Origin of the sequence: Spirochaeta isovalerica (assembly GCF_014207565.1) — a bacterium.
In the GTDB taxonomy this organism is placed as follows: Bacteria; Spirochaetota; Spirochaetia; order DSM-2461; family DSM-2461; genus Spirochaeta_F; species Spirochaeta_F isovalerica.
In genome coordinates this window covers 304,192-322,177 of the sequence record NZ_JACHGJ010000004.1, presented here as the reverse complement: position 1 = coordinate 322,177, position 17,986 = coordinate 304,192, and the positions used below count along the sequence as shown (strand labels likewise).

The window sequence follows — 17,986 nt, the reverse complement described above, 5'->3', positions numbered from 1 at the left end:
ATTTCCAGCAATTAGAATAAAATTATTAAATTAGGTTGACATAAGTAATCCTGTTAATTATTCTCTAGGTAATAGTAATTATTATCAATAAGGAGAGAGCAGCAGTGCCAGTTCTTGTAACAAAAGAAGCCCCTGATTTTAAAGCAACCGCGGTTATGCCAGACAATACGTTTCAGGATATCGAACTGAAAGATTATAGAGGCAAATACGTCGTTCTTTTCTTCTATCCCCTGGATTTCACCTTCGTCTGCCCGACGGAAATAATTGAATTCAACAGAAAGCTGGAAGAATTTAAAAAGCGGGATGTAGAAGTTCTGGGAGTTTCAATCGACTCTGAATTCAGTCATCTAGCATGGAAAAATACACCGGTTAATAAGGGCGGAATCGGAAATGTTCAATATCCTCTTGTTGCGGATATCAAGAAATCCATTTCCTTTGATTATGACGTTCTGTTTGATGAATCAATAGCTCTCAGAGGTCTTTTTCTGATCGACAGGGAAGGTATCGTCAGACACCAGGTTGTGAATGATCTCCCTCTGGGAAGAAATGTCGATGAGGCGCTCCGTCTTGTAGACGCGCTCCAGCATACTGAAAAATATGGCGAAGTCTGCCCCGCCGGCTGGAACAAGGGCGACGATGCAATGGCCCCAACGGGTGACGGGGTATCCGACTACCTCGCGACCCACTGATATATATGTTGCAGAGGCGTTGCCTCAGCAGCGGGATAAATCTTTTTCTATCCTCCGTTTTTTGTTTCGGGAACCGGCTTCGGCCGGTTCTTTTTTTATCTCCAGTCTGATCATGAGAAGGAGAAGAATGGCTGTGCAGGCTGTTGCACGAATGGAGTAGATCATGGCCAGGGTTCCTTTCGCATCGAAAAGAGATATAACCGATACTATGAAGAGCAATGTCCAGGTCAAAAAGGATTCCGTGTTTCTCCCGGCTTTCCACATCCGGTAGTAAACCGGCAGATAGGCTATGAACTGGATGAGCTGCAGCGACAGATTTGTCGTAAAGTGGGCTTTGGAAAAGTACCAGTAGGTCAGGATCAGGGAGACAAGGGCCAGACATAATTTCTCAAATCTGTTAAAGCGCGCTTCACGGCCTCCGAAAAAGTAGATCACTGCCGACAGGGTCAGGCATAATACAATATCGGATGTGTTGAGAATGTTGTCGAGCGGTGAAAAATCTCCATCGAAAAGATAACTGAATAAGGACCCCACAACGGCGATGGAGAAGAAAATCCACATGGCCAGAGAGGGTTCGATCCTCTTCCTGACCGTGAGTACCGTGTAGCGTACCAGTATGACCGTATTGACGGCAATTACCGAATAAAAGGACAAATCTTTCATTTGCGTTCCTCCTTTAACATGGCTTTCAAAACCTTGCAGAATGCTATAACCCCTTTTTCCAGATCTCCTGCTTCCCCCCTGGCAATGGACATCCTCAAACAGGTTCCCCCCTTCCTCTCCGCCATGAAAAGGCTGCCCCCCGTAATGAGTATCCCCCTCTCCTTCAATTTCAAAATCAGTTCCTCTTCGCTCTGGAACGATTGAGAAAGATCAAACCAGAGATAGAACCCTCCGGCAGGCGAGGTATAGGTTCCCGCTTTCCGGGGAAAGTGCTGCTTGAGGATATCAAGCGTCCCGGTCATTCTTTCGCGATAGCGGCGGTGTATCCGTTTCAAGTGAAGGTCGTAATATCCAAGACGGCAGAACCTTTCCACAGCCGCCTGCATAATATGGTTACCCGAAACGCTTGTCATATATTGAAGGGCCGCCAGTTTTTTCAGTATGTCCCGGTTGCCATTAATCCATCCCACCCGTATTCCCGGAAACAGCACTTTTGAAAAGGTTCCTATGTAGATTACGATGCCGTGGCGGTCCATCGATTTTATGGGTAGTATGGTTCCTCTCATATCCTGGGAGAAACCATCCTCGATGATTGGGACTCCGGAATTCTCACAGATTTCCAGCAGCTCTTCTCTGTTTTCTCTAGTCGATGAGATTCCTGTGGGGTTCTGAAAATTCGGCATGGTATAAACGAAGGAAATGGTATTGTTTTTCAGTTTCTCCTGCAGTTCGGCCAGATCCATGCCGGAAGAGGTAAGGGGTATGGATATCACTTCCGCGCCGTAATAATGAAATAGCGAAAGCGCCTCCGAATAGGACGGCTCGGCTGTGACAATTGACCACTTTTCCTTCCTGAAGAGCTTGCAGATAAGATCAAGGCCGTTCTGGGCGCCGTCTGTTATGAGAATCCTCTCGCGGTCCACATCTATTTCGTTTTCGCTCATCATCAGGGAAATGTAATCCCGCAGCGGACGGTAACCGTAGGGATCACCATAGAGAAGAAGATCCTTTCCTTTCTGACGTAGAACATCATTGAGGCATTTGCGGAACTTCTCCGCTCCTTCAGCGTCGCTTAATGGGGAAAACGTCCGGAAATCGTAAAGAGCTTCATCCTGTTCCGGGGAGGATCGGAAAGGGGGATCGTATGTATTGATCAGGGCTTTCCAGTCGATCAGCTCTGATTGTCTGTTCACAGGCTGATTGGTCTCTTTTCTGTTTCTCACTATCGAATAGGATCCGGGACGGCTCTCCGTATAGCCCAGGGACCACAGCTCCCTGTAAGCCTGATACACCGTCGTGCGGTTGACTCCCAGCTGCATGGCCAGCTCCCGCGAGGGGGGCAGCTGATTGCCGCTCTTAAGTTCGCCGCTGTTGATAAGTTCGATTATACGGTCGCGTATCTGGCGGTAGAGAGGTTCTTTCGAAAGTCTGTCGATGGAAATATCGTACATAACTCATGTATAAAATCAAATTGGACCATTAGCAACTACCAATTTTTATTATTTTGAGTCATCCAATTTTAAGATCAGTTTTATTTGGAAGCCGAACCTTTTTCCAGTATTTTCACCAGATCGCCTATGTACTTCACATCTTCCGCGGGAAGGCTCTCTCTCTGGAAAACCAGGAGCCGTTTCATCGATTCAAATTCAAGCTCGGTAAAAAAGAACTGGCCGTTATCGTAATCGCGGTTGAAAAGACGGACAAAACAGGCGGCGATCTGCTGTACTTCGTTCATTTCATAATTGTCCTGGAGAAAGGTGTAAAGCGCCGCACCGTCCACTCTTTCGGGAAGGGACGAGCTGAAAAGAGCCCCCGTTTCCTGAGCGACCTTGTTGAGGTGGGCCATTGTGATTTCTCTCACTTTGTTCAAAAACGCATCGCCTTGGTTCATATTTGTCCTCCTGATGGATGAGATCCTATCGGACTTTGCCGATCGGTTCAAGTTCGGTAACAGGAACATGTTTCCCGCTTGTTTAACAATATGAGGGTTTTTATACCATTCCATTGGTGTATTTACCCAAATTGCGTTGTTTGTCCGGGCTGTATCATTCTTTTTCAGCTATTGGCACATCTTTTGCAATTCCATATGTCATAAAAAAAGTGCAGGGGTAAAACTTATGAAAATTTCCAGATCCGCTCTGATGAAAACAGGCGCGGCGCTTATCATTCTGGCCGGAGGAATCACGGCCATGCAGCTTCTGGCTTCAACGAAAGCCGAAGCCCATAAAAGGGAGGTCGAGGCACCTGTAAGAAAAGTGGAGACGATGGTTCCCCGATTTTCAGACCTGTCCTATGAAGTCCAGGGAAGTGGACTGATAGAATCGGCGGGGCGGCTTCAGGTCAGCTCAACTGTTTCGGGAAAGGTTTCCTATTCCTATAAGGGTCTCACTTCAGGAACTTATGCTGAAAAAGATCAGCTACTGTTGAAGATCGATTCCCGTCAGGCGGAAAATACCTTGAATCTGGCCCGTTCGGAACTGATAAAAGCTGTTGCCGCTTTAGTTCCCCAGTTTAAATCTTCCGACAGCGGTCTCTATGAAAAGTGGAACCGCTATCTGGCCTCTCTTGATTTTACATCGGGAGAAATTCCCGATCTTCCTGAGGCTGCCGGTTCCAGGGAGAAGCTGCTTATCAGCAATTATGGAATCTTTTCGGCTTTCTACAATGTCAGAAACGCCGAGATAATGGTAGAACAGCATTCATATTATGCTCCTTCAGAGGGATTTGTCCGGTGCGAAGGTATTCCCGAAAACAGTTTTGTAGCAGCAGGTCAGCCGCTCTTTACGCTTATCGATGCCGAGAACCTTGAAATATCCGTCCCTTTGACTGTTGATGAGTTAAAACGGATCGATTCCAGTGCCGGGCCTTCGGTAACCATCCTATCGGCAAGAGAAAATGGTTCCAGCCTCTATGGAACAGTAGTCAGCCGCAATGCCGAGCTGGAAAGATCCTCACAGATGATCGATGTTCTGATACGCTTCGCCAATCGGGAACTGAAACCCGATTTCGCCCCGGGTAATTATGTGGATGTTCATATCGAAGGACGGGTGATGGCAAATACAGCTGCGATACCGCGCCATGCCGTTCTAGATAACAGTTATGTCTATACCTATGAAGAGGGGAAACTGGGCAGAGAGGATGTTATTATCCGCGCCGTATCGGATGATTCGGTTTATATAGAAAACACCCTCCCTCCGGGAACCCGGATCGTTACCACCATACTGCAGAAACCGCTGATAGGCATGAAGCTTTCGCCGGTCGGTGAAGAGGATGAGGCGGAAATCGCTGCGGCGGTCGAGGCGGGAAACCATGAGAAAGATTCTTAATTTTTTTACGGAAAACGCCGTTCTGGCCAACTGGATTATGCTTATAATCCTCATGGCGGGAGTCTTCGGCCTCTACAACATGAAAATGCGAATCTGGCCGAAAATGGAGCTCAACTATATCAATATCGATGTTCCCTATCCCGGAGCTTCGGCTCTGGAAGTGGAAGAGGGCGTAATTACGAAGATCGAGGAAAACCTGAAAGGGATGGAGGGGCTGGAAGGCGTTTACTCCAGTTCCATGGACGGCTACGGGAATATCTTCCTGATCATATCATCGTCCCAGCCTATGGCCAAATCGATCGACAAAGTGAGAAACATCGTCAGTTCCGTGGGTAATTATCCTTCCGGGGCTGAAACGCCTGTCGTCTATCAGGAAACGTCCTGGAACAGGGCTATGCTTATTACCATATACGGCCCCGAAGATGTGAGCGCTTTGAAGAATGTTGTTCAGGAATTTGAAGATGATCTGCTGCGGTCCGGTAAAATCTCCCAGATCAACAGCTGGGGCCTGCCTTCCCGTCATATCTATGTGGAGGTTCTTCCCGAATCGCTCCGCCGATACGGCTTGACTATAAATGATATCTCAAGGGCCATCGGAAGCGCCAATCTCAACATATCCTCCGGAGCCATTGTAACTGACCAGGAGAGGATTCTCATCCGAACCTACAGCAAGCAATACGAAGCCGGTGAAATCGGAAACATCCCCGTCTATTCGGCTATCGACGGAACGAAAGTACTGCTGCGGGAAATCTGTACAGTGGAAGAGAAGTGGCCCGACAATGTCTTCTATACGGAAGTTAACGGACAGACCGCCGTAGGCCTCAACATCATGTACAACAACAATGAGGACGTAATCGAAATCGCCGAAGCCGTCGACGCCAAGATCGAAGAATACAATGAAAAGTATGAGGGGCTTGTCACTTTCGAACCCTTTATTCGCGATGTTGATGAAATTGAAACCAGGCTGGGAACTCTTACCAAAAACGGACTGATCGGCCTCGTCCTTGTCGTTCTGATACTGGGGATCTTTCTGAATATCAGGCTGTCACTCTGGGTGGCGCTCGGCATACCCATCTCCTTTGCGGGCCTTATGTTCGTCATCTGGACTATGGGAATCACCATCAACGAGATGTCCCTCTTCGGCATGATCATGGTCATCGGCATACTTGTCGACGACGGGATCGTTATCGGCGAGAGCATTTTCTACCAGTGGGAAAAAGGAGGCAAGTCGGCCATGAGAGCTGCTATCGACGGAACTCTCGACGTAATCCAACCAGTGTTCGTCTCCATCATTACCACTATGATCGCCTTCGCCCCCTATTTCTTTATGTACGGTGAGATGGGAGGATATGTCTGGCAGATCGGAACGGTCGTGGTAATCTGCCTTGGATTTTCCCTGATAGAAGCGGCCATTATTCTGCCAGTCCATCTGGCCCATTCCAAATCGATGAGTCCCGATCAGAAGCGGCACTATCTGAGAGAGAAAATGAATAACGGTATCGTGCATTTCATTCATAATATCTACGGTCCCTTTCTCCGGTTCTGCCTGAAATACAAATGGGCCGTCATGTCTTTTATGGTGGCGGTCATTCTCACACTGGCCGGCGCTTTTATGGGCAATCATGTTAAAGCGGTCTTTTTTCCCGAGGTTGAAATGCCCTATGCGGTCATCAATCTGGAAATACCTTCCGGCACATCGGCATCAATTTCTGACCGGATCCGCGATGACGTTATCGACCGTTCCCTGGCCTTCGCCGAAGAGTACGCTATGCCTGATAAGGGATATGACAACGGAATCGTCAATTACGTTTCCTGGAGCAACGGAAGCACTATCAGCATATTCCTCACGCTTATTCCCAATGAGGTGCGGAATTTTACGGTCAAGGATTTCTCCGACCAACTTTCCCAGAACCTCGGCTTTTTCCCCGAAGTGGAGAGCATAACCGTCGGAGGGGAATCGGCATTCGGAGGCAACCCCATATCGGTCCGCTTCCTCAGTCTCGATTACGATCAGCTGATCAAAGCCGCTGAGCTGTTCAAGGAGGAACTGAAGGGGATAGACGGAGTCAAGGATATACAGGACGACACGCCTCTCGGCGACCGGGAATTCGTCATCTCCCTCAAGCCGAAAGGAGAGGCTCTGGGTCTCAATCTTATGGATGTCACCTCCCAGCTCCGACAGGGGTTTTACGGGCAGGATGTCATGACCCTCCAGAAAGGGCGGGACGAAGTGAAGATCATCGTTCAGTTCCCCCGGGAAGCGCGAAAATCGATCAGCCAGATCGAGGACCTGCCCATTATGACTCCAACAGGTGCTTATGTTCCTTTTAAGGAAATTGCGACCTACACAATAGAAAGAGGCATAAAAAATATCCGCCATGAAAACGGATACCGGTCCATCAGAGTTTTTGCCAATCTCGATGACAGCAGGAATGATTTGAACGTTGTTCTGGCCGATATCAACGATGACGTGATCCCCCGGGTTCTGTCCCAGGTGGAAGGCGTATCCAAATCGTTCAGCGGACAGTCGGAAGAAGTGAGCAAAATGATCAACTCCATGGTGTTCAGTATGGCCATGGCTGTTATTATCATGTTTACCATCCTTCTGTTTCAGATGAAATCCTTCGCCGAAGCCGGACTGGTTATGACCCTTATTCCGCTGGGATTTATGGGATCGATTATCGGCCATTACATTGTCGGCATTCCCGTCTCCTTTATCAGCTTTCTGGGAAGCATCGCCCTGGCCGGGATTATCGTCAACGATTCGGTTGTGTTCATTGATAAATATAACAAACTCTACAAGGAAGAGGGGCTTCCGGTTGAAGAAGCCATCTACCAGGCGGGAATTCAGAGATTCCGGCCTATAATTATGACGACCCTTACAACCGCTATAGGACTGGGACCTCTGATTTTCCAGAAAAGCATCGGCGGGCAGTTTCTCATTCCCATGGCTGTCTCTGTCGCCTTCGGCCTGCTCTTCGGAACAACAATCACCCTGCTGATGCTGCCTTCGGCTCTCTATATCATTGACGATTTTAAAAAGATGAGAGAGCGGAGACGGGACAAGCGCACTGATAAGCAGTATCTTCCCGATTTTGAAGCGGAAAAGAATCCAGACCCGCTTCCGGTTTAGGGAAAATGTACCCCTGCGGGACTGTCGGCTCTGTCACCGGAGCGGGCGGTCCCGTTTTTTGTTGTTTGCTGATTGATACCACTCTTTACAAATAATATTCATTAATGTACATTAAAAATCAATAAATAATGTATATAGAGGTACATAGTGGACGATTCTTTTTATTCCGTTGAATCGGCTGCGGAGAAGCTCGATGTTCACAGCAGAACGGTTCTCCGCTTTATCCGTGACGGGAAACTGAAAGCGGTGAAGGTGGGACGGCAATGGCGTATCCGGAGGGAAGACCTGCAGGCTTTAACCGGAGAACCGGAAAAGGAGCAGCAGGCTTCAGCTTCATCTGTTATCGATCTACCCGTTTCCGGCAGGGAGGAAGCCTACCGCTATGAAACACTAGTCATGGCAGCGCTCAACAGCAGGGGAAACCGCGGGAAAGAATCGAATCACAGAGTTGACTGTCTCTATAACAGTGAGGAACAGACCGTCAGGTTTGTTCTCTGGGGAAGCATCTCCTTTATGAAGGATTTCTTCACCCTGATAGATAGATACTGATTTTCAAACAAGGAGGAAACACATGGAAAAAACAGCACAGTATTACGAATCGACGGAGATCTTGAAAGACAACGGTGATTTCCTCGATCTCATCGGGAATGCCGGATACAGAAATGCTTCGGGAGTATTAATCCATTCGGTTCATCTCCCCGATGCATTCTTTGATCTGAAAAGCGGACTGGCGGGAGAATTTCTTCAGAAGCTTTCCAATTATTCGGTTCGGGCGGCAATCGTTCTTGAAGATTCCCATCTGAATCATCCCCGGTTCCGGGAAATGGTTCTGGAAGCGAACAAAGGCGGCAATATCGCCTACTTTACAGATGCCGGAGCTGCGGGAGACTGGCTGGATAAATAAAGATTTCCCGTCGCTGCGATTCGAGGCCGAGGCGACGGGAATGATTTATCAGTCTACTGTAAAATTAAATCCGGCTCCGTCGCTGTCTGAGGAGATGGAAACATTATATGCCTGAGAATTTGCAAAATAACCATAGGTATAGTCGTTCAGGATATAACCGAATGATACAACATATGCTGTTCCGTCAATGGTTTTCAATCAAAGATGTAGGGTCGGATTCCAGGTAGAAAAAGAATTTAGAAGTGAATCTTTTTTGCATATAAAATTTTATTACACAAAAACTGGTTTTTCAAACTTATTCGCTTTATTCCCTCATATCTTTCAACAGGGCAATTGACTTATTTCTGTACTATAATAAAAAAAGATATGTGAAAAGAGGTAACTTTTGCCCGGTTTGTTTATTGTCATGCTTTCCATGCTCAGCGGCGCCAGTTTTATGCTGGCTCTTTTAAATGGAATCAGTGCAGTCAAGGAGCGTCCCGTCAAACTCGACGCGCTTATGCTCACCATCTCATCCCTGGGCGTTATGGTTTATTCCCTCTCCAATACAAGGCTCTATTCAGCCCGAAACGCCGCTGAATTTATGCAATTCAACCGGATAGATATGTTCTGCTCCGCGATTATTATCATCAGCCTTTATATTTTTATTAAACGTTATACCCATCTGGGAAGCCGGATTTTCCAAGTGATTCTTATCGGATTTTTCTCCATTGTCCCCTTCATCCGCCTTCTCTCCGAGACTACGTTGACATATACGGCAGTCAGGGGAATCCGGTACACCGAGCTTCTCTGGGGAGAAAAGCTAAGCCTTATTGATGCGGATATTTCTCCCTTCGGAATTTTTTATTTCATTTTCGCTCTAGTGGTTCTTTTTTATATGACAAGCATAGCTGGACGGTATTTCATTGCTCAAAAAACGCATACATCCCTTTTTCTTTTTATCGGGACATTTCTGCTCACTCTGACGGCAGTCAACGATATAGTTGTCGATTCCTTTAATCTCCATTGGATCTATCTTATGGAATTCGGATACACCGGGATGCTGCTCTTTATGACTGTCATTTTCTATTACGATTTATTAACCGTGGCAAAAATCCGCCAATCCCTTATCATCAGCCGGATGAGGGAAGAGGAAACTAAATCGGAGCTGAATATAAAGGAACAGGACTACCGGGAAATCTTCAATTCCAGTATGGATGCCATTATAGTCCTTGATATTCAGTCGGAACAGGTTCTGGATGTCAATGATTCCATGCTCACTATATTTGAATGCAGCCGCCAAGATGTGCTGGGCGGGACTATGGAGAAGTTTCACAGCCGGAGTTCCGATTATAACAAGGCGCGGTTCAGCAATTATCTTCGGGAGGCTAAAGAGAAGGGGCATGTTTTATTCGAGTGGCTCTCTCTTAAAAAGAGCGGAGATCTGTTCTGGACGGAGATTCATCTGAAGTATTCTGACCCTGGAACAACAGGGAAAATTATTGCCGTTGTCCACGATATCTCCGAAAGGAAAGCGACGCAGGAAGTGCTCATCCAAAGTGAGAAAATGATGTCCCTCGGAGGTTTGGCTGCAGGAATGGCTCATGAGATCAACAATCCTCTGGCTGGTATAATTCAAACATCAAATGTGCTTCAGAACCGCCTGATTGATAAAATCGATTCGCCGGTAAACCGGAAAGCGGCGGATGAGTCGGGAATCGATATAGAAAAAATCAGAGTCTACATGGAAAGCAGAAATATCCAATCCATGTTATCGTCCATAAGAGATTCTGGAAAGCGGATAACCGATATAGTCAATAATATGCTCAGCTTTTCCCGCAAGAGTGAAGGGAAGGCTGAGGAGACGTCTATTGAATCGCTTATTGAAAGAACGCTTTATATTATCAGTTCCGATTATGATCTGAAAAAAAATTACGACTTCCGGTCCATTGCTCTTATCCGTGATTTCGGTGAGGTTCCTGATTTGTGTTGTGTTGTTTCGGAGATCCAGCAGGTGCTGATCAATATATTCCGCAACGGGGCTCAGGCAATGCACGCAGGCAAAACCGAATCTCCGACTTTTACCATCAGGACTTCTTTTGAAAAAAACAGGGGAATGATAATCCTTGAGATTGAAGATAACGGCCCGGGAATGCCGGAAGAGGTGAGAAAGCGGATCTTCGAACCATTCTATACGACAAAAAGTGAAGGCGTCGGCACAGGTCTCGGATTGAGCGTCTCCTATTATATAATCAAGGGTAACCACAAAGGAGATATGACGGTCCGTTCCGAACCGGGCAGCGGTACGACTTTCAGGATCGAACTTCCTTCGGCAGAAAAATAAAGTTGATGGCGATGGCCGCAAGAGGAAAGAGTGAAAAGACTTGAAAGAGTAGGGCAAAATCTCCGAATTTCAGTATTGTGCCTCCGATAATTCCTCCTGCGAAGAGGGATAGACCCATTCCTACAGCAGTAAAAATCGACATGGCCAGCCCTCTCTCTGAAGCCGGTGTTTTCCGGTTTATAAGATTTATCATGCAGAAATGATTGATCCCGAAAGAGAAGCTATGGCTGATCTGGATGATGTAGAGAGGAAGAAGTGTGGTCGAGTGGGCATAGAACAGCATCCGTGTGGTGCCGGCCAGCATGCTGAAAGACCAGAGAGTCCTCAGTCTGATTTTCTTCAGCAGGATTGTTGAGAAGAAAAACATGGGGATTTCAAAGAACGGGCCTATAGCCCAGAATCCGCTTACATTCTCCATTCCGAAGCGGTTTTTCAGCATAAGAGAGAAAAACGTGTAATGCCCCGAAAGGGCCAGGGAATTGAGAAAGCCGATCAGCAGACCGATCCAGTATAGGCGGGGAAAGGTTTTTATGCTGCTGAGAAAGCCGCTTTTCTTCTCCGCTCCGCTTTCCTGTGTTTCATGGGGTTTAGCAACGGGAAGGAAAAAAAGAACCGCTATTGTGAATATCATTGTGATGCCGTAGCCGGCAAAAACCGATACCGGCTGTGAACCGCTTACTGCACCGGTAACCTGGATAAGCAGAGCCATCAGCATAAAACCAAGACTCCCGCCCAGCCTGGTTCTGCCGTAGGAATCATTGTGATCAGGAAGCGCCTGACCGAAATGGGCATCGAGCAGAGACGAGGGGGATTTAATAAAGAACCCCAGTACAATGGTTAGCAATATGACCACCGGAGGAAATGATGTCAGAGTCAGAGAGAGCAGGATAACCGCGCTGATGAGGATTATAGCTGTAATGGTTCGTTTCGGTGCGCCGATCCTGTCGTAGAGAAAACCCATGATCAAAAGCCCGCTCATGCTTATAAGGTCATAGGCTCCCATTATGTAACCGATCTGGGAGGGATTAAAACCCTTATGCTGAAGCAGAAGCGGGTAAAAGGGGAAAACCGCTGCCAGAGCACCGAAAATAAAGAAATAAGAGACCCCGTAAGTTTTCAGATGTCGGGCATCATGGCTCATAGGGTCATTATATGTTTTTTCAGCTGTTTATTGTAACTGCCATACCGTTTTTTTCTGATTCGATCATTGCCAGAACGGTTTTTACATCATCAGCAGGCATTCTTTCAGGGATCAGACCTTCCTTTTTTCCTTCCAGAGCATCGAGAAATGCACTCCACTGAAGGTAGAAACTGCTCTCCTCTTCAAATGTGTGCAATTCTTCCGTCCCGTCAGGTTTCAGCTCCTTGACATTTCCCCGGCCCATTATCAGGCTTCCTTTGTCTCCGAAAATTCTCAGAGCCCCGTCATCCGAGGCGGACCGCCAACCCATGTTCAGTGAGCTGACGCATCCCGATTTATGTCTGATCAGAGACATGGCTGTATCCATTGTCCCCAGTCTTCCGTCAACGGAAGCCGTATGGGCGAAAACCGATTCTACCGGTCCTCCGATCATCTGCAGGGCGTGTACGAAATGAACGCCGCCGTCGAGAACGTACCCGCCGGGGTATTCGTTGTGGGCTCTCCATTCAGTTTTATTATATTTGTTATCCACTTCCATCCAGGATAGAACATTCCAGCTCATGGAATGGACATTTCCGATTTTTCCGGCTTTGACCAGTTCTGCCGCTTTGAGAAAGCCTCTGTCGTAATGGAAGTTTTCCGCTGTCATATAGGTGACGCCGAATTGCGTAGAGAAGGTTGCAGTTTCCTCGGCTTCCCGGGCGGTCATGGCCGCGGGTTTTTCGCACAGAACCGCTAGTCCCGCCTGGCAGCAGGCCCGGCTCACTTCATAATTCATCGTTATGGGAAGGGCTATGAGAACGGCATCGAGATCTTTCAATTCGCTGATCATTTTCTTCCAGTCCGTCCAGACCGCCGAATGGTCCAGACCCAGTTCCTCTGCTATATCTTCGGCTTTGGAGGCCGTTCGGTTGCAGACCGCTGCGACTTCCATCCTGTCTGTCAGCCGCTTTAATGCCGGCAGATGAGCTTCTTTGGTTATAATTCCGCATCCAATTATGGCCAGTTTGATTTTATTCATTTTTTACCTCGTCTTACGATAGTATAAAGTGTATTATGGGGTAAATTACAAGGAGTTTTACCGGAATGATTATCAGATAACTCATACAGAATCCCGTCACGCGGCAGTATAAGGAGTTATCTATGTCAGAATCAGTTCTATCGGTACAACATCTTTCTTTCAGTTATATCAATCAGGAAAAAATACTATTTTCAGATACGACAATCTCATTCCCCGGCGGCTGGACAGCTGTCGCCGGCCCCAACGGTTCCGGGAAAAGCACGCTTCTCCAGATTCTGGGAGGCCGCATAACTCCCGACAAAGGAGAAATGAAAAAACTGCTCATAGCCATAGCCCTTGAAAAGGATATCCCTCACAAATCCATTCTGCTGCTCGATGAACCGGTCAACCATCTCGATGCTGAAAGCTGTTCGGTACTGGAAGAGGCTCTCTTTGACTATCCCGGTGCTGTTATTCTTGTCTCCCACAACAGGGAATTCCTGCAGAGTCAGATAATGAAACACTGGCACTTGGAAAAACTGATGGATAATTCGCATTGCAGTAATAATTCTTAATAATGCTTGAGTCCTCCCTTGATAGAGGTTAGAATTGATGAAGATTTTCAAGCACAAAAACAGGTAAAATATGAGTTTATTATCAATCATTCTTATGGCATTGCTGTTTTTCTCTACAGCGCTGTCTGTTTTTTTACTATTCAGAGAAAGAGCTCTTCTGAAAAAAGTCCTGAGTGATATATCCGAAAGAAGAAATGAATCGGAAAAGTATCCGAGGAGGGTCGATGCGGCTCTGGAGGGGTATCTGGCCCGGTATAGATTGAGAGATCAGGCTTACGCCGATGCCCGGGTCAAAGCCAATGAAAGCGAGCGCGGCGCAACCCGGCTGTCCAGGAATATTCAGAAATCTCTCATTTACAGTTCCGATATCAGTATGGAAACCGAAGCGAACCGCAATATCGCCGCATCTCTGTTTTCCAATGTTAGCGAGGGATCGGCAGCCGTAGAAGAAATCAACGCATCGATAAGAAGCCTCAAAGATAAAGTGAATATCCAGACTGATGCGGTTAATCAGACTTCGGAAGCCGTCGGTGAGATAAACAGTTCTCTGAAAGAAGTGGCCGATCTGATTACGGGAAGAACAAAGGATATTGATAATCTGGTTGACATTACAGGCGAAGGAAGCGAAAAAGTCCAGGCTTCGGCAGAAGTTATGCAGACTGTAGAGAGCGAAGTAACCGACGCTTTATCGCTTATAACTGTCATTGATGAGATTGCTTCACAGACCAATCTGCTTTCCATGAATGCGGCGATAGAAGCCGCTCATGCCGGCGATTCGGGAAAAGGCTTTGCCGTTGTTGCAGAAGAAATCCGAAAACTGGCTGAATCGACTGCGGAAAACGCCAGAAACATATCGGTCACTTTAAAAAAACTGGTTGAGAATATTCAGAGCGCCGGTGAACTGAGCCGTGAAAGCGAGGAAGCTTTTACGAGAATAGCCGAAGGGGTTTCCCAGGTTTCCCGGACTTTCGGTCAGATTAACGATAGAACGGAAGCCATTACCATAAATACTCAGGAAGTGGTCAATTCAACAGTCTCTCTGCAGGAAATTTCATCCATCACCTCTCTCAGTATGAATGAGATGGAACTGGGAGCGACAGAAATTGAAAAGATTCTCTCCGATTCCAAGGAAGTGGCGGAAAAGCTGGACAACAGCATGAATGAGCTTAGCCGCAATTCGAAGGACATCAATCTCATTTCCACCAAAATAGCCCAGGCTTTTATCAAGTCCAATGAAGCACTGGAATCGATGGTTGAAAATATCCTGACCAATCAATCCGGTAAAACCGGTTCCATAGGCCGCGTAAAAATGAATAACATGATTCTGGCTCATGTGGGCTGGGTCGCTACGACACGTGCTTTGATAGACGGATCAATCGAGCCTGAGGGTCTCGGAAATCTCGAAGCTGACACCTGCAGCCTGGGGGTGTGGATCAGAGAACATGGAGCCCAGGAAATCACCGATTCTTCCAAACTGTCGAATCTCAAAACATGGCACAATAACATTCATAGAGATGTTTCCTTTATTGTGGATTCTGTTAAGCAGGGTAATAGAAAGGATCTGGAAAAGACTTTCAGGGGCATTCAGGATACATCCTATAAAATCATTGAGATTCTCACAACTCTGGGCTATAACGAGAATCTGGTATGGGATGAGTCGATCAGCGTAAAAGTGGAACTTTTTGACAACCACCATAAGAAGCTGATAGAACTGATTAATAAACTCTTTCTGTCAATGGAAAAAGGGGAGGGCACTTCACCTCTTCTGACTATCCTCGACGAACTGGTTCAGTATACGGAATACCACTTCTCCGCAGAGGAAAAAGCCTTTGAGAAATATAACTATCCCGAAATCGATGCTCATAAAAAGCAGCACAGAAGTTTCGTTGCCAAAGCAAAGGAGCTCCAGAAGGGTATGCGCGAAGGCAGCGCCGTCCTGTCGAATGAAGTTCTCGACTTCCTCCAGGACTGGGTTGTCAATCATATTATGAAAGTCGATTCCCAGTATTCCGCTTTCCTGTCCGGTAAAAATATTTCCTGACATCCTTTTACACCGCAGTCTGAATTTGACTTTTTCAGATGGCGGTGTTATTTTTAACATATGGTCATCATATGACCATATGAGGATATGAATATGACAATGAAAAAATTGAGATTACTGGCATCCTGGAATATGAGTTTTCACTGGTTTACCCTCGGGATAATTATCCCCGTCATGACGCTCTTCCTTCTGGAAAAGGGTCTGTCCCTGGCTCAGGTCGGAATAACATTTGCTTCTTACGGGGCAGCAACTGTACTCCTCGAGCTGCCTACCGGCGGATTGGCCGATGCTCTGGGGCGAAAGAAAGTCTATATATATTCTCTCCTTTTTCAGATAACCGGAGCGCTTCTGGTTCTTTTTGTCAATTCGCTGCCCGCCCTGATGATCTGCTTCATATTCCAGGGGGTGGCCCGGTCCCTTTCCTCTGGAACCATGGATGCTCATTTCATTGATGAGTTCTACAGGATTGATCCTGTGGTGAATCTTCAGAAGGAAATGGCCAGGATCGGTACATTTATTCCTCTCGGTCTGGGGATCGGTTCTCTCCTGGGCGGCTTTATCCCCATGGCACTGGGAAAATGGACCAGTCAGGGTATTTTCAACAGTGTTTATGCTTCTAATTACATCATTTTTATTATTGCTCTTATTGTTCAGTTGATAACAACATCTCTACTGGTTCATGAGAAACAGCCCGATGGAGAAGAAGCCGGTTTAGCTGCGGGATTCAGGAAAATACCTGAAGTCGTCGGAACCTCTGTGAAATACGGACTGGGGCACCCGGTTCTGCTGCTTCTGCTTCTGGCTACTTTTGCCTGGGGATTTTCCATATCCGGTCTGGAGCAGTTGTGGCAACCCCGTGTGCAGGCTATCGCCGGAGACGGAACAGGAAGCTGGATTTACGGGCTTCTTACAACGGGGTATTTTCTGGCGGCATCGGTCGGAAGCCTGGTGTCCATTCCTTTCTGCCGTCTCTTCGGCGACCGGTATCATCTGGCTCTCTTTACCGCCAGAACGCTGATGGGTTCTCTCTATTTTATATTGGCATATCAGAGCGGACTGATTCCCTTTGCCTTTTTCTACTTTACACTTTTTCTCTTCAACGGCGTTCAGTCTTCACCGGAAAGTTCAATTTTCAATGAATCGGTTCCATCGGAGAAAAGATCCACGCTTCTCTCTTTTTCCTCCCTGTTCATGCAGACCGGAGGAATAGCGGGGTCGGTCGCCCTTGCTTTTCTCGCCGAAACTTATTACATAGGAAGAGCCTGGATCGTCGCTTCAATTGTCATTATCCTTTCCGCCGCGCTATATCTGCTTATTCCCTATTACCAAAAGAAACATGCAGGAGGCTTGAACAGTGAGTTTTGAAAAAATCGACCGGAGGGAGACACTCCCGGAAAAAGTCAGCCGGATTATAAAAGAATCCATACTAACGGGAGAAATGAAAGGCGGAGATGTTCTGCCCACCGAACCGGAACTGGAGAAACAATTCGGTGTAAGCCGTGCAGTAATACGGGATGCCGTGAGGATGCTGAAAGCGCAGGGACTTGTGGAAGTCAAGCACGGTAAGGGCATGTATGTCTCCCATTCCCAGATTGAAGCTTTCACTGATGCTCTGCTGACATCTCTGCGCCGCGATCAGGCTACAGTCTGGGACGTAGAACAATTCGAACAGATTTATCTGCCTCAGGTATTCGGTCTTGCCGCAGAATCGGCATCCACTGCTGAGAAGAGGGAAATCCGGAAAAAAGGAGAAAACTATCTCAAGGCTTATGCTGACATGTTCAAGCTGGAGCAGAAAAGCCTCACGGATAAGCTCCCTGCTGCAGAAACGGAAGCCAAGGCCTGTTTTCTGGATTTTATGATGGCAGTATTTAAAGCGACACATAACAAAATGGTTGAGCTGATGGGCGAAGTTCTCATATCCATGAGAAAATGGAGAACCATTACCGATGTCGATCCTGACAATGATATTGTCAAACTTGAAAAAGCCGCAATCGAAAACTATATCAGTGCTGTGGAATGCTCTTCTCGAATTGAAGCCGCTGAGAAAATAGAGAAGCTCTACCGATACAGCAAGGAATTAATTGATATCCTGAAAAGTTCTCCCATAGGTACAAGTCCGGAAATCCCGGGAGATATTCTCTATTCTTCCTACAAAATTTGAGTTTTTCCGGCGTTTCTCCCATAGTTT

Annotated in this window: 15 protein-coding genes; 10 read left to right on the top strand and 5 right to left on the bottom strand. The window is 46.9% G+C overall.

The genetic code is table 11. The features are described 5' to 3' along the window. The first annotated feature begins 104 nt into the window (after positions 1 to 104). On the top strand, positions 105 to 689 hold the full coding sequence (locus tag HNR50_RS12895) for a redoxin domain-containing protein (protein WP_184747176.1): 585 nt from the start codon (positions 105 to 107) through the stop codon (positions 687 to 689). Positions 690 to 713: 24 nt separating this feature from the next. Here HNR50_RS12895 and HNR50_RS12890 read toward each other — a convergent pair whose 3' ends face one another. The 3 genes from HNR50_RS12890 to HNR50_RS12880 form a co-directional block, all read right to left on the bottom strand. Further along, entirely contained in the window at positions 714 to 1,352 is a 639-nt protein-coding gene (locus tag HNR50_RS12890; RefSeq protein ID WP_184747175.1) for a hypothetical protein, read from the bottom strand. Then, the gene (pdxR, locus tag HNR50_RS12885) at positions 1,349 to 2,803 is read right to left on the bottom strand and encodes a MocR-like pyridoxine biosynthesis transcription factor PdxR (protein WP_184747174.1); all 1,455 of its coding nucleotides are present in this window, start codon (positions 2,801 to 2,803) and stop codon (positions 1,349 to 1,351) included. Before pdxR ends, HNR50_RS12890 begins: the two co-directional genes overlap by 4 nt. Positions 2,804 to 2,883: 80 nt before the next feature. Next, the gene (locus tag HNR50_RS12880; RefSeq protein WP_184747173.1) at positions 2,884 to 3,243 is read right to left on the bottom strand and encodes a hypothetical protein; all 360 of its coding nucleotides are present in this window, start codon (positions 3,241 to 3,243) and stop codon (positions 2,884 to 2,886) included. 226 nt (positions 3,244 to 3,469) lie between these two features. On the opposite strand from HNR50_RS12880, the gene HNR50_RS12875 reads away from it, so the two are divergent. The 5 genes from HNR50_RS12875 to HNR50_RS12855 all read left to right on the top strand — a co-directional run bounded on the left by HNR50_RS12875 (position 3,470) and on the right by HNR50_RS12855 (position 11,038). Then, positions 3,470 to 4,678 (top strand): efflux RND transporter periplasmic adaptor subunit, encoded by a 1,209-nt coding sequence (locus HNR50_RS12875; RefSeq protein ID WP_184747172.1) that lies wholly within the window; start codon positions 3,470 to 3,472, stop codon positions 4,676 to 4,678. Further along, positions 4,662 to 7,811 (top strand): efflux RND transporter permease subunit, encoded by a 3,150-nt coding sequence (locus tag HNR50_RS12870; RefSeq protein WP_184747171.1) that lies wholly within the window; start codon positions 4,662 to 4,664, stop codon positions 7,809 to 7,811. The genes HNR50_RS12875 and HNR50_RS12870 overlap by 17 nt, the downstream gene beginning before the upstream one ends. A gap of 147 nt (positions 7,812 to 7,958) precedes the next feature. Further along, entirely contained in the window at positions 7,959 to 8,360 is a 402-nt protein-coding gene (locus tag HNR50_RS12865) for an excisionase family DNA-binding protein (RefSeq protein WP_184747170.1), read from the top strand. Positions 8,361 to 8,382: 22 nt separating this feature from the next. Next, positions 8,383 to 8,715, top strand: coding sequence for a DUF4180 domain-containing protein (locus HNR50_RS12860; protein WP_184747169.1), 333 nt, complete (start codon positions 8,383 to 8,385; stop codon positions 8,713 to 8,715). A gap of 385 nt (positions 8,716 to 9,100) precedes the next feature. Further along, positions 9,101 to 11,038: a two-component system sensor histidine kinase NtrB gene (locus tag HNR50_RS12855; protein WP_184747168.1), complete on the top strand. Its 1,938-nt coding sequence runs from the start codon at positions 9,101 to 9,103 to the stop codon at positions 11,036 to 11,038. On the opposite strand, the gene HNR50_RS12850 is transcribed toward HNR50_RS12855, so the two are convergent. Both HNR50_RS12850 and HNR50_RS12845 read right to left on the bottom strand, forming a co-directional pair. Then, positions 11,007 to 12,179, bottom strand: coding sequence for an MFS transporter (locus HNR50_RS12850; protein ID WP_184747167.1), 1,173 nt, complete (start codon positions 12,177 to 12,179; stop codon positions 11,007 to 11,009). The two genes, HNR50_RS12855 and HNR50_RS12850, sit on opposite strands and share 32 nt — an antisense overlap. A gap of 19 nt (positions 12,180 to 12,198) precedes the next feature. Further along, positions 12,199 to 13,200: a Gfo/Idh/MocA family protein gene (locus HNR50_RS12845; protein ID WP_184747166.1), complete on the bottom strand. Its 1,002-nt coding sequence runs from the start codon at positions 13,198 to 13,200 to the stop codon at positions 12,199 to 12,201. A gap of 122 nt (positions 13,201 to 13,322) precedes the next feature. On the opposite strand from HNR50_RS12845, the gene HNR50_RS12840 reads away from it, so the two are divergent. From HNR50_RS12840 to HNR50_RS12825, 4 genes are all read left to right on the top strand, one after another. Beyond that, positions 13,323 to 13,754 (top strand): ATP-binding cassette domain-containing protein, encoded by a 432-nt coding sequence (locus tag HNR50_RS12840; protein ID WP_184747165.1) that lies wholly within the window; start codon positions 13,323 to 13,325, stop codon positions 13,752 to 13,754. A 70-nt stretch (positions 13,755 to 13,824) separates the two neighbouring features. Further along, entirely contained in the window at positions 13,825 to 15,795 is a 1,971-nt protein-coding gene (locus HNR50_RS12835) for a bacteriohemerythrin (protein ID WP_184747164.1), read from the top strand. Positions 15,796 to 15,888: 93 nt separating this feature from the next. Then, a complete protein-coding gene (locus tag HNR50_RS12830) occupies positions 15,889 to 17,160 on the top strand; it encodes an MFS transporter (RefSeq protein ID WP_184747163.1) in 1,272 nt (423 codons plus the stop codon). Further along, the gene (locus HNR50_RS12825; RefSeq protein ID WP_184747162.1) at positions 17,150 to 17,959 is read left to right on the top strand and encodes a GntR family transcriptional regulator; all 810 of its coding nucleotides are present in this window, start codon (positions 17,150 to 17,152) and stop codon (positions 17,957 to 17,959) included. The genes HNR50_RS12830 and HNR50_RS12825 overlap by 11 nt, the downstream gene beginning before the upstream one ends. The last annotated feature ends 27 nt before the right edge of the window (positions 17,960 to 17,986 follow it).